Source organism: Thermomonas sp. (genome assembly GCF_041905325.1).
Taxonomy (GTDB): Bacteria; Pseudomonadota; Gammaproteobacteria; order Xanthomonadales; family Xanthomonadaceae; genus Thermomonas.
The window spans coordinates 1-20,036 of record NZ_JAYRLK010000014.1; the positions used below are offsets into that span (position 1 = coordinate 1).

17 protein-coding genes and 4 tRNA genes are annotated in these 20,036 nt (G+C 65.5%); 2 read left to right on the plus strand and 19 right to left on the minus strand.

What is annotated here, in order from left to right:
• The 13 genes from ACE3OK_RS11720 to ACE3OK_RS11780 all read right to left on the minus strand — a co-directional run.
• Window positions 1-104: sugar phosphate nucleotidyltransferase (locus ACE3OK_RS11720; RefSeq protein WP_374249764.1), on the minus strand; the 104-nt coding region annotated here is incomplete at its 3' end.
• A complete protein-coding gene (rfbB, locus tag ACE3OK_RS11725; protein ID WP_374249731.1) occupies window positions 101-1,153 on the minus strand; it encodes a dTDP-glucose 4,6-dehydratase in 1,053 nt (350 codons plus the stop codon). The genes rfbB and ACE3OK_RS11720, both read right to left, overlap by 4 nt.
• 85 nt (window positions 1,154-1,238) lie before the next feature.
• A tRNA-Pro gene (locus ACE3OK_RS11730) sits at window positions 1,239-1,315 on the minus strand.
• A gap of 38 nt (window positions 1,316-1,353) precedes the next feature.
• Window positions 1,354-1,710 (minus strand): MerR family transcriptional regulator, encoded by a 357-nt coding sequence (locus ACE3OK_RS11735; protein WP_374249732.1) that lies wholly within the window; start codon window positions 1,708-1,710, stop codon window positions 1,354-1,356.
• On the minus strand, window positions 1,703-2,005 hold the full coding sequence (locus ACE3OK_RS11740; protein WP_374249733.1) for an integration host factor subunit alpha: 303 nt from the start codon (window positions 2,003-2,005) through the stop codon (window positions 1,703-1,705). The genes ACE3OK_RS11735 and ACE3OK_RS11740 overlap by 8 nt, the downstream gene beginning before the upstream one ends.
• A gap of 12 nt (window positions 2,006-2,017) precedes the next feature.
• Window positions 2,018-4,402 carry a phenylalanine--tRNA ligase subunit beta gene (gene pheT, locus ACE3OK_RS11745; protein ID WP_374249734.1) on the minus strand — a complete coding sequence of 795 codons (2,385 nt, stop codon included), beginning with the start codon at window positions 4,400-4,402 and terminating at the stop codon, window positions 2,018-2,020.
• A gap of 9 nt (window positions 4,403-4,411) precedes the next feature.
• Complete coding sequence (gene pheS, locus ACE3OK_RS11750; protein WP_374249735.1) at window positions 4,412-5,422, minus strand: phenylalanine--tRNA ligase subunit alpha; 1,011 nt, start codon at window positions 5,420-5,422, stop codon at window positions 4,412-4,414.
• A gap of 100 nt (window positions 5,423-5,522) precedes the next feature.
• Complete coding sequence (gene rplT, locus ACE3OK_RS11755; RefSeq protein ID WP_374249736.1) at window positions 5,523-5,882, minus strand: 50S ribosomal protein L20; 360 nt, start codon at window positions 5,880-5,882, stop codon at window positions 5,523-5,525.
• 13 nt (window positions 5,883-5,895) lie between these two features.
• Window positions 5,896-6,093 carry a 50S ribosomal protein L35 gene (rpmI, locus tag ACE3OK_RS11760; protein WP_027083463.1) on the minus strand — a complete coding sequence of 66 codons (198 nt, stop codon included), beginning with the start codon at window positions 6,091-6,093 and terminating at the stop codon, window positions 5,896-5,898.
• Window positions 6,094-6,395: 302 nt separating this feature from the next.
• Window positions 6,396-6,920 (minus strand): translation initiation factor IF-3, encoded by a 525-nt coding sequence (infC, locus tag ACE3OK_RS11765; protein ID WP_374249765.1) that lies wholly within the window; start codon window positions 6,918-6,920, stop codon window positions 6,396-6,398.
• Window positions 6,921-7,010: 90 nt separating this feature from the next.
• Complete coding sequence (gene thrS / locus ACE3OK_RS11770) at window positions 7,011-8,912, minus strand: threonine--tRNA ligase (RefSeq protein WP_374249737.1); 1,902 nt, start codon at window positions 8,910-8,912, stop codon at window positions 7,011-7,013.
• Between the two features lie 223 nt (window positions 8,913-9,135).
• Window positions 9,136-9,210: transfer RNA gene (locus tag ACE3OK_RS11775), tRNA-Val, on the minus strand.
• Between the two features lie 106 nt (window positions 9,211-9,316).
• Window positions 9,317-9,847 (minus strand): GspH/FimT family pseudopilin, encoded by a 531-nt coding sequence (locus tag ACE3OK_RS11780; RefSeq protein WP_374249738.1) that lies wholly within the window; start codon window positions 9,845-9,847, stop codon window positions 9,317-9,319.
• A 179-nt stretch (window positions 9,848-10,026) separates the two neighbouring features.
• Here ACE3OK_RS11780 and uvrB point away from each other — a divergent pair, with 179 nt between their 5' ends.
• Entirely contained in the window at window positions 10,027-12,075 is a 2,049-nt protein-coding gene (gene uvrB, locus ACE3OK_RS11785; RefSeq protein ID WP_374249739.1) for an excinuclease ABC subunit UvrB, read from the plus strand.
• A 97-nt stretch (window positions 12,076-12,172) separates the two neighbouring features.
• On the plus strand, window positions 12,173-12,961 hold the full coding sequence (locus ACE3OK_RS11790; protein ID WP_374249740.1) for an enoyl-ACP reductase: 789 nt from the start codon (window positions 12,173-12,175) through the stop codon (window positions 12,959-12,961).
• Window positions 12,962-13,063: 102 nt separating this feature from the next.
• Here the strand turns inward: ACE3OK_RS11790 and ACE3OK_RS11795 are convergent, their stop codons facing one another.
• The 6 genes from ACE3OK_RS11795 to clpX form a co-directional block, all read right to left on the minus strand.
• Complete coding sequence (locus tag ACE3OK_RS11795) at window positions 13,064-15,031, minus strand: SurA N-terminal domain-containing protein (protein WP_374249741.1); 1,968 nt, start codon at window positions 15,029-15,031, stop codon at window positions 13,064-13,066.
• Window positions 15,032-15,168: 137 nt separating this feature from the next.
• Window positions 15,169-15,245 (minus strand) — tRNA-Asp (locus ACE3OK_RS11800).
• A 63-nt stretch (window positions 15,246-15,308) separates the two neighbouring features.
• Window positions 15,309-15,383: transfer RNA gene (locus tag ACE3OK_RS11805), tRNA-Val, on the minus strand.
• A 121-nt stretch (window positions 15,384-15,504) separates the two neighbouring features.
• A complete protein-coding gene (locus ACE3OK_RS11810) occupies window positions 15,505-15,777 on the minus strand; it encodes an HU family DNA-binding protein (RefSeq protein ID WP_297833357.1) in 273 nt (90 codons plus the stop codon).
• Between the two features lie 216 nt (window positions 15,778-15,993).
• On the minus strand, window positions 15,994-18,492 hold the full coding sequence (lon, locus tag ACE3OK_RS11815; protein ID WP_374249742.1) for an endopeptidase La: 2,499 nt from the start codon (window positions 18,490-18,492) through the stop codon (window positions 15,994-15,996).
• A 170-nt stretch (window positions 18,493-18,662) separates the two neighbouring features.
• Window positions 18,663-19,952 carry an ATP-dependent Clp protease ATP-binding subunit ClpX gene (clpX, locus tag ACE3OK_RS11820; protein ID WP_374249743.1) on the minus strand — a complete coding sequence of 430 codons (1,290 nt, stop codon included), beginning with the start codon at window positions 19,950-19,952 and terminating at the stop codon, window positions 18,663-18,665.
• Window positions 19,953-20,036: the final 84 nt, after the last annotated feature.

Here is a 20,036-nt window from a genome sequence, read left to right on the forward strand (position 1 = left end):
ACCGGCAGCAGCTGCTTGCTGATCGCCTGCGTCAGCGGATACAGCCGGGTGCCGCTGCCGCCGGCGAGGAGGATTCCCTTTCGGAGCGGGCCCTTGCGTTTCATGCCGTTCCCATCCTTTCCAGCCGGTAGCTGCCGTCCAGCACGCGATTCACCCAGTCCTGATGGGCCAGATACCAGTCCACCGTCTCGGCGATGCCCTGCTCGAAACTGTACCTCGGCGTCCAGCCCAGTTCGTTGCGCAGCTTGCTGGCATCGATGGCGTAGCGGCGGTCGTGGCCGGGGCGGTCGGCCACGAAAGTGATCTGCGATGCGCGCGGCAGGCCGTCGGCGCGCGGACGGCGCGCATCCAGCAGCGCGCAGAGCGCCTGCACCACCTCGATGTTCTGCTTCTCGGCATTGCCGCCGACGTTGTAGGTCTCGCCCACCCGGCCCTTGGCCAGCACGGTGCGGATCGCCTCGCAATGGTCGGCCACGAACAGCCAGTCGCGCACCTGCCTGCCATCGCCGTACACCGGCAGCGGCTCGCCGGCCAGCGCCTTGGCGATCACCAGCGGGATGAGCTTCTCGGGGAAGTGGTACGGCCCGTAGTTGTTGCTGCAGTGGGTGGTCAGCACCGGCAGCCCGTAGGTGTGGTGGAAGGCACGCACCAGGTGGTCGGAGGCGGCCTTGGACGCCGAATACGGCGAATTGGGCGCGTATGGCGTGGACTCGGTGAACTGCCCCGTCGCACCCAGCGTGCCGTACACCTCGTCGGTGGAGACATGCAGGAAACGGAAGGCGTCTTTCGCCTCGCCTCGCAGCGACGTCCAGTAATCGCGCGCTGCTTCCAGCAGCGCCAGCGTGCCCACCACATTGGTCTGGATGAACGCGGCGGGGCCGTCGATGGAACGGTCGACGTGGCTTTCGGCGGCGAAGTTCAGCACCGCGTCGGGGCGGTGTTCGGCCAGCAATGCGGCAACCAGCGCACGGTCGCCGATGTCGCCGTGCACGAAGACATGGTTCGGGTCGCCCTGCACGGCGGCCAGCGTGTGCAGGTTGCCGGCATAGGTCAGCGCATCCAGGTTCACCACCTTGATGCCGCGCGCCACCGCCTGCAGCACGAAATTGCCGCCGATGAAACCGGCGCCGCCGGTGACCAGCCAGGTTGGCATGTGCCTGCGCTCTCCTTGGCCCCGAAACGCGGAAGCCCTGCTGTCCAGCAGGGCTTCCGGTGGTTCCGGACCGAGCCGGACGAGTTGGTCGGGGTAGCCGGATTTGAACCGACGACCACTTGTCCCCCAGACAAGTGCGCTACCAGGCTGCGCTATACCCCGAAGATTGGCCGGCAAGTATAGCCGATACCGGGAAAATGTCAGCGCCGCAGCAACTGCAAAACTTCTTCCAGTTCAGCCCGCACCTGGCGGACGATCTGGTTGCTCAGTGCCGACTCCTGCTTTGCACCGTCACCTTCCAGGCGCAGGCGCGCGCCGCCGATGGTGTAGCCCTGTTCGTACAGCAGGCTGCGGATCTGCCGCACCATCAGCACGTCATGGCGCTGGTAGTAGCGGCGGTTGCCGCGCCGCTTGGACGGTTCCAGGCTGGGGAACTCGGTCTCCCAGTAGCGCAGCACGTGCGGCTTGACCTCGCACAGTTCGCTGACTTCGCCGATGGTGAAGTAGCGCTTGGCCGGGATGGGCGGAAGCTCGCGGTTGCTGCCCGGGTCAAGCATGGGCGACACCCGCGTAGGCTTCCACGCGCTCCTTCAGTTTCTGCCCCGGGCGGAACGTGACCACGGTGCGCGCGGAGATCGGGATTTCCTCGCCGGTCTTGGGGTTGCGGCCGGGGCGCGGGCTCTTGCGACGCAGGTCGAAATTGCCGAAGCCGGACAGCTTCACCTGCCGCCCCTGCTCCAGCGCCTCGCGCAATGCGTCGAAGAACGCATCCACGAATTCCTTGGCCTCACGCTTGTTCAGACCCACATCCTCGTAGATGCGCTCCGCCATTTCCGCCTTGGTCAACGCCATCACCGCCCCCTGTCAGCCCCGCATGCTCGCGCCATGCACCTTGCCCAGCGCGGCCACCACGGCGGCCACCACGGCATCCACATCGGGGTCTGTCAGGGTGCGGGATTCGTCCTGCAAAATCAAGCCGATGGCGAGACTCTTGAAACCCGATTCGATGCCCTTGCCGGCATAGCGGTCGAACAACCGCAGTTCGCGCAGGCTCGGGCCCGCGGCGGTTTCCGCAGTCGCCTTCATGGCCGCCCACGACACCGTTTCCGGGACAACGAACGCAAGATCCCGGCGGACGGACGGATACTTCGACAGCGCCTTGGCGCGCGGCAACGGGCGCGCCAGCAGCGCGTCCAATGCCAGTTCGAAACCGTAGACATCCACGTCCAGGCCCAGCGTGTGCTCCAGGCGCGGATGCAGCTGACCGATCCAGCCGATGCACGCGCTTTCACCCGCCTCATCGCGGCGATACACGTCGGCGCTGCGTCCGGGATGGGCGAACGGCTGCGTCGAGGCGCGGTACTCCAGCACCGCGCCTGACAGCGCGGCCAGGCTGTCCAGATCGCCCTTGAGGTCGTGGAAGTCGAGCGCGCGCTCGGCCACGCCCCATTGCTCGGCGGTGGCCTTGCCGCAGGCAACGGCGGCGACGCGACGCGTCTCCTGCGGCGCGTCTTCGCTCGCCGCGAACGTGCGGCCCAGCTCGAACAGGCGCACGCGCGGCTGCTGGCGCGCCACGTTGCGCGCCAGCGCCGCCGCCAGCCCCGGCAGCAGGCGGGTGCGCATCACGCCCAGCTCGGCGCTGAGCGGGTTGGCCAGCGCGACGCCGCCGGCGTCCAGCTGCCACGTCTTCAGCAGATCGGCATCGACGAAGGCGAAATTGATCGCCTCCAGATAGTCGCGCGCCACCAACTGGCGACGCAGGTCGTGTTCGCTGCTGCGGCTTTCGCTGGGCGCGATCAACCGGGTGGAGCCGCCCGGCAGGGTGGCGGGAATCGCGTCGTAGCCGTGGATGCGGGCGATTTCCTCGATCAGGTCTTCCTCGATGGCGAGGTCGAAGCGGCGCGCCGGCGGCGTCACCTGCCAGCCCTCGGCAACCGCCTGCACCGCCAAGCCGAGCGCGGTGAGGATGCGCGCCACTTCGGCATCGGCCACCTGCGTGCCCAGCACGCGGGCCAGCCGCGTGCGGCGCAGGATGACCGGCTGCGGCTGCGGCAGATATTCGGGCAGCACGGCCTCTACCACCGGACCGGGTTGGCCGCCGGCGATCTCCAGGATCAAGCGGGTAGCACGCTCGATGGCGATGCGCGGCAACTCCGGGTCCACGCCGCGCTCGAAGCGGTGCGCGGCATCGGTATGCAGGCCCAGCTTGCGGCTGCGGCCGATGATGGCGGACGGCGCGAAATGCGCGGCCTCCAGCAGCACGTTGCGGGTGGTGTCGCCCACCTTGGTGTCGTTGCCGCCCATGATGCCGGCCAGCCCGACCACCCGGTCGGCGTCGGTGATGACGAGGAAGCCAGCGTCCAGCTTCGCCTCGTCGCCATTGAGCAGCATCAGGGTTTCACCCGCATGTGCATGGCGGACGCCGACCGGCCCCTTGAGTAGGTCGCGGTCGTAGGCATGCATCGGCTGGCCGAGCTCCAGCATCAGGTACTGGGTGACGTCGACGAGAAAGCTGACCGGGCGCACGCCGCTGCGCACCAGCCGCTGCGCCATCCACACCGGCGTCTTCGCCGCCGGGTCCACGCCCTCGATCACGCGGGCGACGAAGCGCGGCGCATCGCTGCCGGCGTGCAATTCCACCGCCATCACGCTGTCGATCAGCGCAGGCACGGCGTCGGCCTGCAGCGGCTCCACTTCGCAGCCGGTGGCAGCCGCCACGTCGAAGGCGATGCCGCGCACGCCGAAGCAGTCGGCGCGGTTGGGGGTGAGCTTCAGCTCGATGCTGGCATCCGGCAAGCCCAGGTAATCGGCCAACGGCTTGCCCACCGGCGCATCGTCCGGCAGTTCCAGCAGGCCGGAGGCGTCGGCGTCGATGCCCAGCTCTTTCGCCGAGCACAGCATCCCGTTGGACTCCACGCCGCGCAGCTTGGCGGCCTTGATGGTCAGCGTGCCCACCGTGGTACCGATGGTGGCCAGCGGCGCCACCAAGCCCGCACGCGCATTCGGCGCGCCGCAGACGATTTGCAGCGGTGCGCCCTGCCCGGCATCCACCTGGCAGATTTGCAGTTTGTCCGCTTCCGGGTGTTTTTCAGCGGACAGAATTTTGGCCACCACCACGCCGCCCAGTGCCTCGCCAAGTGGCGTGAGTTCTTCCACTTCCAGACCGATGGCGGTCAGGGTGGCGGCCAACTCCTCGCGCGTCGCGCTGGTCTTGACGTGCTGGCGCAGCCAGTTTTCGGAAAATTTCATCGCACTACCTCAGGCGAACTGGCGCAGGAAGCGCACGTCGTTGTCGAAGAAGGAACGCAGGTCATCCACGCCGTAGCGCAGCATGGCGAAGCGCTCGACGCCGAGGCCGAAGGCGAAGCCGGTGTACCTCTCCGGGTCGATGCCCACGCTCTTCAGTACGTTCGGATGCACCATTCCGCAGCCCAGTACCTCCAGCCAGCGGGTGCTGCCATCGGCCTGCTGCCAGGCGATGTCCACTTCCGCCGACGGCTCGGTGAAGGGGAAGTAGCTGGGGCGGAAACGCATTTCGAAGTCGCGTTCGAAGAACGCGCGCACGAACGCCACCAGCGTGCCCTTGAGGTCGGCAAAGCTGGCGTGCTCGTCCACCAGCAGGCCTTCCACTTGATGGAACATCGGCGTGTGGGTCTGGTCGGAATCGCTGCGATAGACCTTGCCGGCCGCGATCATGCGCAGCGGCGGCTGCCCGCCGCGCGCCAGCAGGTCCTGCATGTAGCGAATCTGCACGCCGGAGGTATGGGTGCGCAGCAGCCGGCCATCCGGGAAATAGAACGTGTCGTGCATGGCGCGCGCCGGGTGGTGCGGCGGGAAGTTCAGCGCCTCGAAGTTGTGCCAGTCGTCTTCGATTTCCGGGCCGTCGGCGGACGCGTAGCCCAGCCGCCCGAAGATCTCGCTGATGCGCTCCAGCGTGCGGCTGACCGGGTGCACGCCGCCGCGCGCGGCATCACGCCCCGGCAGGGTGACATCGATGGACTCGCCGGCCAGGCGCACGTCCAGCGCCGCAGCGTCCAGCAGTTGCTTGCGTTCGGCCAGCGCGCTGCCGATGGCATCACGGGCACGATTGATCGCCTCGCCCGCGGCCTTGCGCTGGTCACCCGGCAACGTGCCCAGCGCCTTCAGCTGCGCGGTGATGCTGCCGTTCTTGCCCAGCAACGCAACACGCAGGGCCTCCAGCGCATCGGGGGTCGCGGCAGCTTTGATCTCGGACAACGCCGAATCGGACAGGGATTGGATGTCGGTCATGGGATTTCCCGGAGCCAGAAACAAACATGGGGAAGGACTTGCGCCCTTCCCCACGTGATGGCGACCGAGGCCGCCGCTACAACTGCTGTGGAGTGACGGCTTACGCCGCCAAAGCGCCCTTGGCCTTTTCGGTCAGGGCGGTAAAGCCCGCCGCGTCGTGCACGGCGATGTCTGCCAGCACCTTGCGGTCCAGGGTGATCCCGGCCTTCAGCAGGCCGTTCATGAAGCGGCTGTAGCTCATGCCGTTGGCGCGCGCAGCAGCGTTGATACGCGCAATCCACAGGGTGCGGAAATGGCGCTTCTTCTGCTTGCGGCCGATGTAGGCGTACTGCAGGGCCTTGGTGACCGCCTGCTTGGCGACGCGGAAGACCTTGCGGCGGGCGTTGTAATACCCCTTGGCGGCCTTCAGGACTTTCTTGTGACTGCGCCGTGCGACGACGCCGCGCTTGACTCGTGCCATGGTTCAGTCCTCCTCAGAGATAAGGCAGCATGCGGTCCAGACGGCCTGCGTCCTCGGCACGAACATGGTTCGTCTGCCGCAGGTTGCGCTTCCGCTTGGTCGCCTTCTTGGTGAGGATGTGGCTCTTGTTGGCGTGGCCGCACTTGTACTTGCCGGAAGCGGTCTTCCGGAAGCGCTTGGCCGCCGCCCGATTGGTCTTGATCTTGGGCATTGGAAATCCTTGTGAAATCTAGAACTGGCCTGGGCGGCGGCATGCCTTGCGGCACGACCACGCTTTCCATCCTGCCCGACCGGTGGGTAAGCCCTTGATCCGAAACGGACAGGGCGGGTCCATGAGTACAACCGACAGCAAACCCAGCGAACCGGGCCAGCCATTATGCCTTGAATTGCGGGCGATTGCAAAGCAAGAGCCCCCTCCCCACTTGCCCTCTCCCCGCGTTGCGGGCGAGGGGGCGAGAGCCCTTCACCCGGCGCTTTGCGCCACCTTCTCCCGCGAGGGGAGAAGGAAGGGCATCACTTTTTCTTGGGGGCGATCATCATCACCATCTGCCGGCCTTCCAGGCGCGGGCGCGACTCGATGACGATGTCCTCGCCAAGATCGGCCTCGATCCGCGCCGCCATCTCGCGGCCCAGCTCCTGATGGCTCATCTCGCGGCCACGGAAGCGGATGTTGACCTTGATCTTGTCACCCTCGACCAGGAATTCGCGCATCTTGCGCAACTTGATCTGGTAGTCGCCCTCGTCCGTGACCGGACGGAACTTCACTTCCTTGATCTCGACCTGCTTGGTCTTCTTCTTGGCTTCGTTGGCCTTCTTCTGCTGTTCGAACTTGAACTTGCCGAAGTCCATGATCTTGCAGACCGGCGGCTCGGCATTGGGCTGGATCTCGACCAAATCGAGCTCTTCGTCCTCGGCCATGCGCAGCGCTTCATCACGGGACAGCACGCCAATCATCTCGCCATCGCTGCCGATGACGCGGACGCGCGGGACGCGGATTTCGAGGTTGCGCCGGTTCTGCTTGTTGTCGGGGGTACTGATGTTGCAATCTCCAAGGGTTGGCCTCGCCAGAGGCCGGATCGACCACCGGTTGGGATACCGGCGGCCTGCCAATGCACGACGGAGCTGGCGTCAACCAGCCCCTTCTTCGCGCAAACGTGCGATGAAGGCATCGACGGACATGCTGCCAAGGTCTTCCCCGCCCCGCGTGCGCACCGACAGCTGGCCGTTTTCCTTCTCGCGGTCCCCGACCACCAGCAGGTACGGCACGCGCTGCAGCGTGTGCTCGCGGATTTTATAGCCGATTTTTTCGTTCCGCAAATCGGAAACCACCCGGAAGCCTTGATTCGCAAGGGCTTTTCTGGCGTCTTCGACGGCATCGGCCTGCGCATCGGTGATATTCATGACCACCGCCTGCACCGGCGCCAGCCAGGCCGGGAACTGGCCGGCGTGGTGTTCGATCAGGATGCCGATGAACCGCTCCATCGAACCGACGATGGCGCGGTGCAGCATCACCGGGTGCTTGCGCTGGCTGTGTTCATCCACATATTCCGCGCCCAGCCGGCCCGGCATCATGAAGTCCACCTGCATGGTGCCCAGCTGCCAGGTGCGGCCGATGGCGTCCTTCAGGTGGTACTCGATCTTCGGGCCATAGAACGCGCCCTCGCCCGGCAGCTCCTGCCATTCTACCCCGGAGGCCCGCAGCGCATTGCGCAACGCGTCCTCGGCCTTGTCCCAGGTGGCATCGTCGCCCAGCCGTGAATCCGGCCGCAGCGCGATCTTGATCTGGATGTCGGAAAAGCCGAAATCCGAATAGACCTTGAGCGCCTGCTCATGGAAGGCGCGCACTTCGGATTCGATCTGACTTTCGGTGCAGAAAATGTGGCCGTCGTCCTGGGTGAAGCCACGCACGCGCAGGATGCCGTGCAGCGCGCCGGACGGCTCGTTGCGGTGGCAAGCGCCAAATTCGCCGTAGCGGATCGGCAAGTCGCGGTAGCTGTGCAAGCCTTGATTGAACACCTGCACATGGCCGGGGCAGTTCATCGGCTTCACCGCATAAGTCCGTTTTTCGGACTCGGTGAAGAACATGTTGTCCTTGTAGTTGTCCCAGTGGCCGGACTTCTGCCACAGGGTCACGTCGAGAATCTGCGGGCAGCGCACTTCGCCGTAGCCGGTCTCGCGGTACACCTTGCGCATGTACTGTTCGACCACCTGCCAGATGCTCCAGCCCTTAGGGTGCCAAAACACCAGCCCGGGACCTTCTTCTTGCAGGTGGAACAAATCTTGCACCTTGGCGATTTTGCGGTGGTCGCGCTTTTCCGCTTCCTCGATCTGATGCAGATACGCCTTCAAATCTTTGTCGTTCAACCACGCGGTGCCATAGATGCGGCTGAGCATCTGGTTGTTGCTGTCGCCACGCCAGTAGGCACCAGCCACCTTCATCAGCTTGAATGCACGCAGCTTGTCGGTACCGGGCACATGCGGGCCGCGGCAGAGGTCGGTGAACTCGCCCTGGGTGTACAGCGACAATTCTTGATCGGCCGGAATGCTTTCAATGATCTCGGCCTTGTAGGCCTCGCCCAGCCCCTTGAAGTAGGCCACCGCGTCGTCGCGCGACTTCACGCTGCGCGACAGCGGCAGCGCTTCTTTCACGATCTTCTGCATCTCCGCCTCGATCACCGGCAAGTCTTCCGGCGTGAACGGGCGCTCGTAGGCGAAGTCGTAATAGAAGCCGTTGTCGATCACCGGGCCGATGGTGACCTGCGCGCCGGGGAACAGGCGCTGCACGGCCTGCGCCAGCAAGTGCGCGGTGGAGTGGCGCAGGATGTCCAGCGCTTCCGGTGATTTCTCGGTGATGATGGCAAGCGAAGCGTCGTGCTGGATGCGAAAACTGGCATCCACCAGCGCGTCATCCACTTTGCCGGCCAAGGTGGCTTTGGCCAAGCCCGCACCGATGGAGGCGGCGACATCGGCCACCGTCACCGGCGCATCGAACGAACGGACGGAACCATCGGGCAGCGTGATATTGACCATGTTCGGTTGTCTCGGGGGCATCCGGCCAGTGCCGGCGGGAAGGAAATTCGGGGCGCAAATACGAAAAAAGACGCCGCAGCGCCTTTCGAAAACCCATCACAAGAAGGATCGAACGCGTCGGCAGGCTCAGCAGTGGGCGCAGGTAGTGCTCATGTCGCACGCTCGGCCGGCGTTGCCGCGGGCCACCTTTCTCCGATGTGTTGCCACGCCGCCAGATGCAGCGTGGTGGGCGGTACAGGGTTCGAACCTGTGACCCCTACCATGTCAAGGTAGTGCTCTACCGCTGAGCTAACCGCCCGGTTGCCCCGATCGCTTCGCTCACGGGGGCGCGAATTGTAGCCCGATGCGAAGGCTGCCGACAAGCGCCGCGATTCCGCCGCGATTTCATGGCGGCACCCCGCATGTCACGCCGGGCAGGCGGTGGCCACCGCCGGCCGCTGGCTGCGCGGGCGACCGATGTTGTTGACGATCACCTGGCCCAGCAATTGGCCATCGGGGGTGCACACGGAGACGGTGAGATTGCTGCCGGCGCTGGTGCCGTCCGGCAGGTAGCGCAGTTGGGCACGGCCACTGTTGCTGGTGATCCGCAAGTGCGGACTGGCGGCCTGCAGGTCAACCTGCAGGATGTCATCGGCGTGATCCGGCTGGCGATTGCCATCCTCGTCGATGAACATCATCCAGCCCGGGCTCCAGTCGTTGCCCGCCACGCAGTGCGCCCCGTCGCTGGTGGGGCACAGCACCGCGCGCCGGTTGCGGCTGATGGCCGCGATGCGGGCCAGTTGCATGTGCGCGGTCAAGGTGTTCATGGCCACGTTGGCACGGTGCCGCTCGACCAGCCGGCCCATCGGCGGCAGGCCGATGCCGGCCAGCAAAGCGACGATGGCGACGCTCATGAGCAATTCGATCAAGGTGAATCCGGCGTGGCGTTGCAACATGGCGGGGCTCCCGATGGCGTAGCCCCAGTCTGGCGTGGCGGGATCGTCGTCACGATCGGCCCCTGCCCCACGCACGGGTCGGAAAAAACCCTGCACGTGCCCCGGAATTCCCCGGCATGCGGCAGGCCGTCCGGCTTCACGGCGTAGACTTGCAGGTTGCCTGTTGCCAGCGCCGCCCGATGAGCCAGTCCGTTCCCTCCGACCTCGACCTTGCCACCGCCTCCGACCGCTTCCAGCTGGTATCGCCCTACCAGCCTGCCGGCGACCAGCCGCAGGCGATCGAAAGGCTGGTTGCCGGTTTCGACAATGGCGTGGCCCGGCAGGTGCTGCTGGGCGTGACCGGCTCGGGCAAGACCTACACCGTCGCCAACATGATCCAGCGGGTGCAGAAACCCACGCTGGTGATGGCACCGAACAAGACACTGGCCGCGCAGCTGTATGGAGAATTCAAGGCGTTTTTCCCGCACAACGCGGTGGAATATTTCGTCAGCTATTACGACTATTACCAGCCGGAAGCCTACGTGCCGGCCAGCGACACCTTCATCGAGAAGGACAGCGCAATCAACGACCACATCGAACAGATGCGACTGGCCGCCACCAAGGCGCTGCTGTCGCGCCGGGACACGATCGTCGTGGCCTCGGTATCCGCCATCTACGGCCTCGGCGCGCCGGAAGACTACCTGGCGATGCGCCTGATCCTGTCGCGCGGCGAGCGCATCGACCAGCGCGAGTTGCTGCGCCACCTCACCACCCTGCAATACAGCCGCAACGAATTGGTGCTGGATCGCGGCACGTTCCGCGTACGCGGCGAAACCGTGGACGTGTTTCCGGCGGAATCCGAGCTGGAGGCGCTGCGGATCGAACTGTTCGATGGCGAGATCGAGCAATTGTCGATGTTCGATCCACTCACCGGCCAGCTCCTGCGCAAGCTGCCGCGCTACGTGGTCTACCCCAAGACCCATTACGCCACCCCGCGCGAACGCACGCTGGCGGCCATCGACACCATCAAGGACGAGCTGCGCGAACGACTGGAGCACCTGTACGCCAACAACAAGCTGGTGGAGGCGCAGCGCCTGCAGCAACGCACCCAGTTCGACCTGGAAATGATGGCGGAAGTGGGCTACTGCAGCGGCATCGAAAACTATTCGCGCCACCTCACCGGGCGCGCGCCGGGCGAGCCGCCACCGACCCTGTTCGACTACCTGCCGGCCGATGCGCTGCTGGTGGTGGACGAATCGCACGTCACCATCCCGCAGGTGGGCGCGATGTACAAGGGCGACCGCTCGCGCAAGGAAACCCTGGTGGAGTTCGGTTTCCGGCTGCCGTCGGCGCTGGACAACCGACCGCTGAAATTCGAGGAATGGGAAGCACGCACACCGCGCAGCGTCTATGTCTCGGCCACGCCGGGCCCGTACGAACTGCGCGAAGCCTGCAATGACATCATCGAGCTGGTGGTGCGGCCCACCGGATTGATCGATCCCGAGGTGGAAATCCGCCCGGTGGCGACCCAGGTGGACGACCTGCTCAGCGAAATCCACAAGCGCGTGGCGATGGAAGACCGCGTGCTGGTGACCACGCTGACCAAGAAGATGGCGGAAAACCTCACCGAGTACCTGGGCGAGCACGGCGTGAAGGTACGCTACCTGCACTCCGACGTGGATACGGTCGAGCGGGTGGAAATCATCCGCGACCTGCGGCTGGGGGTATTCGACGTACTGGTGGGCATCAACCTGTTGCGCGAGGGCCTGGACATGCCGGAGGTGTCGCTGGTCGCCATCCTCGATGCCGACAAGGAAGGGTTCCTGCGCAGCACCGGCTCGCTGATCCAGACCATCGGCCGCGCCGCCCGCAACCTGCGCGGCAAGGCGATCCTGTACGCGGACCGGATCACCCGTTCGATGCAGGCGGCGCTGGACGAAACCAGTCGCCGCCGCCAGAAGCAGCAGGAGTTCAACGCCGAACACGGCATCACCCCGCAGTCGGTGCAGCGTGCCGTGCGCGACGTGATGGAAGGTGCCCGCAACGAACCGGGTGTGCTGAAGGGGCACGGCAAGACCAAGCGCGTGGCCGAGCCGGTGCAGGACTACCTGCGCCTGTCGCCTGCGCAACAGGCCGCGCGGCTCAAGGAACTGGAGCAGAAGATGCACCAGCATGCCCGCGACCTCGAGTTCGAGGAGGCCGCCAGCGTGCGCGACCAACTGCGCCGCCTGCGCGAAGCCGGGCTGTAAGGCGCACGACCCGCGCAGCACTGGCCGCGAACCCTTGCGCAAGGCACACTAGAGCATTCGCTCGACGCGCCCCACGCGCACCACACAAGGAGACACCATGGGATTCCTGCAAGGCAAGCGCGCGCTGGTCACCGGCATCGCCAGCCAGCGTTCGATCGCCACCGGCATTGCCGACGCCTTCCACCGCGAAGGTGCCGAGCTGGCGCTGACCTACCAGAATGAAAAGCTCAAGTCGCGCGTCGAGGACGCCGCCGCCGGGTACGGCAGCAAGATCGTGCTGCCGTTGGACGTGGCCGACGACGGCCAGATCGACCACTGCTTCGCCGAGCTGGGCAAGCACTGGAGCGACGGCTTCGACATCCTCGTGCACTGCATCGCCTTCGCACCGCGCGAAGCGATCGAGGGCGACTTCCTCGATGGCATCAACCGCGAGCGCTACCACATCGCCCACGACATCAGCGCCTACTCGCTGGCCGCGCTGGGCAAGGCCGCGCGCCCGCTGATGAAGGGCCGCAACGGCAGCATCCTCACCCTGTCCTACCTCGGCGCAGAACGCGCGCTGGCCAACTACAACACGATGGGCGTCGCCAAGGCCTCGCTGGAAGCCACCGTGCGCTACATGGCGATGGCACTGGGCCCGGAAGGCACCCGCGTGAATGCGATCTCGGCCGGCCCGATTCGCACGCTGGCCGCGTCGGGCGTCGCCAATTTCCGCAAGATGCTGAGCAGCTTCGAAGCCGCCGCGCCGCTGCGCCGTGCGGTCACCATCGAAGACGTCGGCAACACCGCCGCGTTCCTGTGCTCGGACCTTGCCAATGGCATCACCGGCGAGATCACCTACGTCGACGCCGGCTACAACATCATGGGCATGAGCGGGATCGACTGATCGGACTCCACCGCAGCAAAAAAACGCCCGGCAGTGCCGGGCGTTTTCGTTTCCGGGTGGCAGGCAGCACGGTCAACCGCGCCACCTGCCGCCAGCCGGGGCTCAGAGGCGGTCTTCCGCCACCTTGATGTCGTAGCGCTTGCGTTCGGTGCGGATGAAGGCTTCCTGCGCCTGCTCGCCATCGGCGGCGGTGATCTGGCGCAGGATCTGCGCGCGCTCCTGCGGCGTCATCTGGGTAATGTCGCCATCGCGTGCGGCACGCACCGCGAACACCAGGAACTGGCCCGCCACCCGGGCCTTTTCCAGCACCGGATGTTCCGCGCGCGGGCGCGGCACGTCGAAGAACGCCGCCACCGCCTGCGGCGACGGCAACGGGCTCTGGCGAACAAGGTCGTTGGCCTCCACCACCGCCAGCCCGGCCGCACGCGCGGCGGCATCCAGGCCATCCTTGCGTGCCGCCTGCAACAACGTCTGGGCCGCAGCCTCGGCGGCCTTGCGCTGGCGGTCGGCACGGATCGAAGCCACCACCGCATCTCGCACCTGCGCCAGCGGTTGCGCCTTTTCCGGCTCATGCGCGATCACCCGGATCAGCACCGTGCGCATCGGGCCCAACTCGATCGGGTCGCTGGCAGTGCCATCCTGGATCAGGGTGTCGGAAAACGCCGCCCGCAGCACCTTCTGCTCGCTGGCAATGCCCGCAGCCCCGGCGCGACTGAAGACCGGCGTGGTCTGCACCTGCAAGCCCAATGCCTTGGCCGCCGGCGCCAGCGACGACGGATTCTTGTAGACCGCATCCACCAGCTTGCCGGTCAAGTCGTTGAACGCTTGTTCGCGCCCACCCTGCTGCAACTCCTTCTCCAGCTCCGCGCGTACCTCTTCGAACGGCCGCTGCACGCCGGCCTGGACCTGGTTGACCTTGATGATGTGCCAACCGAAGTCGCTCTTGACCGGGCCGCGCACTTCGCCAGCCTGCATCGCGAAAGCCGCCTCATCGAATGCGCCGGGCATGCTGCCCTTGCCCAGCCAGCCCAGGTCGCCACCAGCGGCCTTGGAACCGGTGTCATCGGAATTTGCGCGTGCCAGCGCCGCGAAATCGGCGCCCGGCGCGCGCGCCATCTCGGCCAGCTTCGCCGCCTTGGCTTCGGCCGCCTTCTGCACCGCCGCATTCGCACCGGCCGGCACCGCGACCAGGATGTGCGAAATCTCCCGCTTCCCGGCACTCGCGTACTTCGCGCTCTGTTCCTGATAACGCTTGCGCAGCGCGGCCTCGTCGGTGGCCGGTGCCGGCAACTTGCTGCCGTCCACTTCCACGTATTCCAGGCGCACGGTTTCCGGCGAACGGTATTCGCCCTGGTGCGTCTTGTACCAGGCATCGACCTGCGCCTGCGTGACCTCGTCGGTATCGGCTGCCGGAGCCGGCAAGGCCACGTAGGCCACGTCGCGATGCTCACCCAGCAAGCGCATCAGGCGGTCGAATTCGCCATTGGTGACGAAGGTGGAGCGTGCCAGCCGCCCCGGGATCAAGTTGCCCAGCAATTGCTCGCGGATTTTCGCCTCGTAATCACGCGGCGTCATCGGCGGGCGCAGGGTGCCCAGCAGCATCTGGTAACGGTCGGCATTGAAATTGCCGTCGACCTGGAAGTCCGGGGTCTTCATGATCGTGTCCCGCACCAACGCGTCACTGATGACGACGCCGGCCTGCTTGCCGGCCATCAGCATCAGGCGTTCGTCCACCAGCGCATCCAGCACCCGGCGCTTGTTTTCCACCGATTCGAATGCCTTCGGGTCGAAGTTCTCGCCCTGCGCGTCACGCACGCGCATGCGCGCGCCCTCCAGCCGTTCCTTGTATTCCTGCTGGTCGATGTCCTCGATCTTCCACAGGTAGGTCACCGGCCACACCTGCGGTGCCGACTGCCACCACGACGGCGGCTGGGCGATGCGGGCGACGTAGGTGTCGACCCGCTGCGACATGTACGACTCCATGCCGAAGAAGGCAAACGGAACCGTCACGATCGTGAGGATGGTGCCGGCGATCCAGCCGGTGGTCTTGTCGCGGAGTTTCTGCAGCATGGGCAAACCGGCAGTGAGGCGTAGCCGCCAAGTTTAACCCGAGCGAGCTCCGTTCCTGCATCCACCTGCACGCAGGGTGCGGGCATGGCCGTGAAAAACGAAAAACCCTGCATCGCTGCAGGGTTTTCGCTTGGAACTGGCGGAGTGGACGGGACTCGAACCCGCGACCTCCGGCGTGACAGGCCAGCATTCTAACCGACTGAACTACCACTCCGCTGGGAGCCCGTAACTATACCGGAATATTTCGATCGTGCAACTTTTTTTTCATTCCGGAATCTGGTGGGCACTGAGGGGATCGAACCCCCGACCCGCTCCTTGTAAGGGAGCCGCTCTACCGCTGAGCTAAGTGCCCACAAGGGCGCGCATTATCGCAGGCCGGCACGCACAACGGAACACCCCGCCATGAAAAGCCCGGCACGAAAAAGCCCGGCACGTGGCCGGGCTGTTCGGGCATCAAGCCAGACGGGCAACGATCAGTTGACCGCGTCCTTCAGCGCCTTGCCAGCCTTGAACGCCGGGTTCTTGGAGGCCTTGATCTTGATGGTGTCGCCGGTGCGCGGGTTGCGGCCGGTACGGGCACCACGCTTGCGCACCGAGAAAGTGCCGAAGCCCACCAGGGTCACGGTGTCGCCCTTCTTCAGGGCCTTGGTGATGGCGGCCACCATCGCGTCGACCGCGCGGCCGGCGTCGGCCTTGGTGAGTTCGGCGGCATCGGCCACGGCTTCGATGAAATCGGCTTTGTTCATTTGCTTGTTGACTCCGTTGCAGGAAGTGATGCGGAGAATTCATTGACCGGGCCCGACGGCGCTCCCCTGCCGTGAACCCGGGATTGCCGCGCTGCACGGAAGGCCATCGCGGTTGCCAACCTTATACCAGTGCCGTTTCCCGTGCGCAACACGAAAGCAAGCACTGGTGCGGGTTTCAGCGTCATTGCAGCAAATCCGCGCAATGACGCATGACTTTCAGTGCTTGACAGCCGTACGCGAAGCCGAACGACCCTTCGATTTTACCTTCGCCACCGTCGCCTTGCCGGTAGCCGGCATCCGCCGCCCGTCCACCTTGCGTGCGCCCAGCGGGCGTTCCAGCGCCAGATCCAGCACTTCGTCGATCCACTTCACCGGCACGATCTTCAGGTGCTTGGTGACGGTGGCCGGCAGGTCCGCCAGGTCCTTGCGGTTCTCGTCGGGAATGAGCACGGTCTTGATGCCGCCGCGCAACGCCGCCAGCAACTTCTCCTTCAGCCCGCCGATCGCGCTGACCTTGCCACGCAGGGTGATCTCGCCGGTCATCGCCACGTCATGGCGCACCGGGATCTTGGTGAGCATGGACACCAACGCGGTGGCCATGGCGATGCCGGCGCTGGGGCCATCCTTCGGAGTGGCACCATCCGGCACGTGCACATGCACGTCGTGCTTCTGCAGGAAGTCCAACTCGATGCCGAGTTGCTCGGTGCGCGCACGCACCACCGACAGCGCCGCCGACGCCGACTCCTTCATCACGTCGCCCAACTGCCCGGTCAGCAGCAACGCACCCTTGCCCGGCACCAGGGTGGACTCGATCTGCAGCAGGTCGCCGCCCACTTCGGTCCACGCCAGCCCGGTGACCAGTCCCACTTCGTTCTCGGCCTCGGCGCGACCATAGTCGAAGCGATGCACGCCCAGGTACTTGTCGAGGTTTTTGGCGTTGACCTGCAAGGCCTTCGCCGGTGCCGCCTTGCCCTTGCCCGCCTTCGCCGGCTTGCCCTTCGCGGCAACCGGGTGCACCGGACCCTTCAGGGCGATTTCCTTGACCACCTTGCGGGCGATCTTGGCGATTTCACGCTCGAGATTGCGCACGCCGGATTCGCGCGTGTAGTAGCGGATGATGTCGACGATGGCGGATTCGGCAATCTCCAGTTCGCCCGCACGCAGGCCGTTCGCCTTGAGCTGCTTGGGCACCAGGTAGCGCGTGGCGATGTTGAGCTTTTCCTCCTCGGTGTAGCCGGGGATGCGGATCACCTCCATGCGGTCCAGCAGCGGGCCGGGGATGTTCAGCGAGTTGGAGGTGGCGATGAACATCACCTCGGACAGGTCGAGGTCGACCTCCAGGTAATGGTCGTTGAAGGTGTGGTTCTGCTCGGGGTCGAGCACCTCCAGCAGCGCCGAGGACGGGTCGCCGCGGAAGTCCATCGACATCTTGTCGATCTCGTCCAGCATGAACAGCGGGTTGCGGGTGCCGACCTTGTTGAGGTTCTGCACGATCCGGCCCGGCATCGAGCCGACGTAGGTACGGCGGTGGCCGCGGATCTCGGCCTCGTCGCGCACGCCACCCAGCGCCATCCGCACGAACTTGCGGTTGGTCGCCTTGGCAATGCTCTGCCCCAGCGAGGTCTTGCCCACGCCGGGCGGGCCGACCAGGCACAGGATCGGGCCCTTCATCTTGGCCACGCGCGACTGCACCGCGAGGTATTCGAGAATGCGGTCCTTGACCTTCTCCAGGCCGTAGTGGTCGGCATCCAGCGTCTGCTGGGCCATGCGCAGATCCTTGCGCACCTTGCTGCGCGCCTTCCATGGCACGCCCACCAGCCAATCCAGGTAATTGCGCACCACGCCGGCCTCGGCCGACATCGGCGACATCTGCTTGAGCTTGGCCAGCTCCGCCTTGGCTTTGGCCTCCACCACCTTCGGCATGCCGGCCTTGGCGATCTTCTTGGCCATGTCCTCCTGGTCGTTGGGCGCCTCGTCGAGGTCACCCAGCTCCTTCTGGATCGCCTTCATCTGCTCGTTCAGGTAGTACTCGCGCTGGCTTTTCTCCATCTGCGATTTCACCCGGCTGCGGATGCGCTTTTCCATCTGCTGCACGTCGATTTCGCTGTCCACCAGACCCACCAGCAGTTCCAGCCGGTCGGCGGTATCGAAGGTTTCCAGCAGCTTCTGCTTGTCCACCAGGCGCACGCCGATATGGGCGGCGATGGTGTCGGCCAGCCGCGACGGCTCCTCGATGCCGGCCAGGGTCTGCAGCAGCTCCGGCGGCAACTTGCGGTTGGTCTTGATGTAATGCTCGAACAACGACAGCAGCGAACGACCGATGGCCTGCAGTTCGCGCGGCTCGCGGCTGTCCACCGAGGGAATGTCCTCGGCGTCGGCGAACAGGGCACCGTCACGGGCGTGCACCTCGCTGGTACGGGCGCGGGAAACGCCCTCCACCAGCACCTTGATGGTGCCGTCGGGCAGCTTCAGCAATTGCAGCACCTGCGCCATGGTGCCCACCGGATGCAGGTCGCCGGCACCGGGGTCATCGGTCTCGGGGGACTTCTGCGCCACCAGCAGGATGCGCTTGTCGCCTTCCACGGCGATGTCCAGCGCCCGGATCGACTTTTCGCGCCCCACGAACAGCGGGATCACCATGTGCGGGAACACCACCACGTCGCGCAGCGGCAATACCGGCAGGGCCTGGTCTTTGGTTTTGGTCGGGGCGGTCATGGGGGGCTCCGTCAGGGGCGGCGCTAGCGCCGGTTCACGATGTTTATGGGGGTGTCGGGCCCTGGTTGCAAGCATGTCCTTGCGCATTGCCCGCCAAACCGCGCGCCACTGCCACTGCAAACGCAAAAGCCGCCCGAAGGCGGCTTGCGGGGACCATGGACAGGCCATGTTCAGTCGGCGGATGCCGCCTTGGCCGGCGCCGGCACGGTCTGGTAGATCAGGTACGGCTCGGACTTGTGCTCGATCACCGACTCATCCACCACCACCTTGCTGACGTTCTCCAGCGACGGCAGTTCGTACATGGTGTCCAGCAGCACCGACTCGACGATGGTGCGCAGGCCGCGGGCGCCGGTCTTGCGCTTGAGCGCCTTCCTGGCGATCGCCGACAGTGCGTCGGGGCGGATTTCCAGCTCCACGCCTTCCATCTCGAACAGCTTCTTGAACTGCTTGGTGATGGCGTTCTTCGGCTCGGTCAGGATCTTGATCAACGCGGGTTCGTCCAACTCCTCCAGCGTCGCCACCACCGGCAGGCGGCCGACGAACTCGGGGATCAGGCCGTACTTGATCAGGTCTTCCGGCTCCACCTGCGCCAGCACCTGGCCGATGTCGGCCTTGCGCTCGGCACTCTTCACCTTGGCACCAAAACCAATCCCGCCGGCTTCGGTGGAGCGCTGCTGGATCACCTTGTCGAGGCCGGCGAACGCGCCGCCAACGATGAACAGGATGTTGCGGGTGTCGACTTGCAGGAATTCCTGCTGCGGATGCTTGCGCCCGCCCTGCGGCGGCACGCTGGCCATGGTGCCTTCGATCAGCTTCAACAACGCCTGCTGCACGCCCTCGCCGGACACATCACGGGTGATCGACGGGTTCTCCGACTTGCGGCTGATCTTGTCGATCTCGTCGATGTAGACGATGCCCTGCTGCGCTTTTTCGACGTCGTAGTCGCATTTCTGCAGCAGCTTCTGGATGATGTTCTCCACGTCCTCGCCGACATAGCCGGCTTCGGTCAACGTGGTGGCATCGGCCATGGTGAAAGGCACGTTGAGCATGCGCGCCAGCGTTTCCGCCAGCAGCGTCTTGCCCGAACCGGTGGGCCCCACCAACAGGATGTTGGACTTGGCCAGCTCCACCTCGTCCGACTTCTGCCGGCTCTCGATGCGCTTGTAGTGGTTGTACACCGCCACGGCGAGCGTCTTCTTCGCCCGCTGCTGGCCGATCACGTATTGATCGAGCACTTCCAGGATCTCGCGCGGCTTGGGCAGCGAGCTGCGCGTGGAATGCGCCTTCTCCTCCAGCTCCTCGCGGATGATGTCGTTGCACAGTTCGACGCATTCATCGCAAATGAACACGCTGGGGCCGGCGATCAGCTTGCGCACCTCGTGCTGGCTCTTCCCGCAGAAAGAGCAATACAGGATCTTGCTGCTGTCGCCGATGTTGCGTCCCGGTCGATCTTCGCTCATTCGCCACTCGCTCGCCGCACTGCTGCGGCATTGGCCCGAGAATACCATAGCCTCCCCGCCGGGCAATGCCGGGAGGCCCGTGTG

Bases quoted from the DNA above. Each gene is read 5' to 3' on its own strand.
- thrS (WP_374249737.1), bottom strand. From the start codon at position 8,912: ATGGTCAATATCACGCTGCCCGATGGTTCCGTCCGTTCGTTCGATGCG.
- ACE3OK_RS11795 (WP_374249741.1), bottom strand. From the start codon at position 15,031: ATGCTGCAGAAACTCCGCGACAAGACCACCGGCTGGATCGCCGGCACC.
- rfbB (WP_374249731.1), bottom strand. From the start codon at position 1,153: ATGCCAACCTGGCTGGTCACCGGCGGCGCCGGTTTCATCGGCGGCAAT.
- rplT (WP_374249736.1), bottom strand. From the start codon at position 5,882: ATGGCACGAGTCAAGCGCGGCGTCGTCGCACGGCGCAGTCACAAGAAA.
- rpmI (WP_027083463.1), bottom strand. From the start codon at position 6,093: ATGCCCAAGATCAAGACCAATCGGGCGGCGGCCAAGCGCTTCCGGAAG.
- ACE3OK_RS11780 (WP_374249738.1), bottom strand. From the start codon at position 9,847: ATGTTGCAACGCCACGCCGGATTCACCTTGATCGAATTGCTCATGAGC.
- ACE3OK_RS11790 (WP_374249740.1), top strand. From the start codon at position 12,173: ATGGGATTCCTGCAAGGCAAGCGCGCGCTGGTCACCGGCATCGCCAGC.
- ACE3OK_RS11740 (WP_374249733.1), bottom strand. From the start codon at position 2,005: ATGGCGTTGACCAAGGCGGAAATGGCGGAGCGCATCTACGAGGATGTG.
- clpX (WP_374249743.1), bottom strand. From the start codon at position 19,952: ATGAGCGAAGATCGACCGGGACGCAACATCGGCGACAGCAGCAAGATC.
- pheS (WP_374249735.1), bottom strand. From the start codon at position 5,422: ATGACCGACATCCAATCCCTGTCCGATTCGGCGTTGTCCGAGATCAAA.
- pheT (WP_374249734.1), bottom strand. From the start codon at position 4,402: ATGAAATTTTCCGAAAACTGGCTGCGCCAGCACGTCAAGACCAGCGCG.
- ACE3OK_RS11735 (WP_374249732.1), bottom strand. From the start codon at position 1,710: ATGCTTGACCCGGGCAGCAACCGCGAGCTTCCGCCCATCCCGGCCAAG.
- ACE3OK_RS11810 (WP_297833357.1), bottom strand. From the start codon at position 15,777: ATGAACAAAGCCGATTTCATCGAAGCCGTGGCCGATGCCGCCGAACTC.
- lon (WP_374249742.1), bottom strand. From the start codon at position 18,492: ATGACCGCCCCGACCAAAACCAAAGACCAGGCCCTGCCGGTATTGCCG.
- uvrB (WP_374249739.1), top strand. From the start codon at position 10,027: ATGAGCCAGTCCGTTCCCTCCGACCTCGACCTTGCCACCGCCTCCGAC.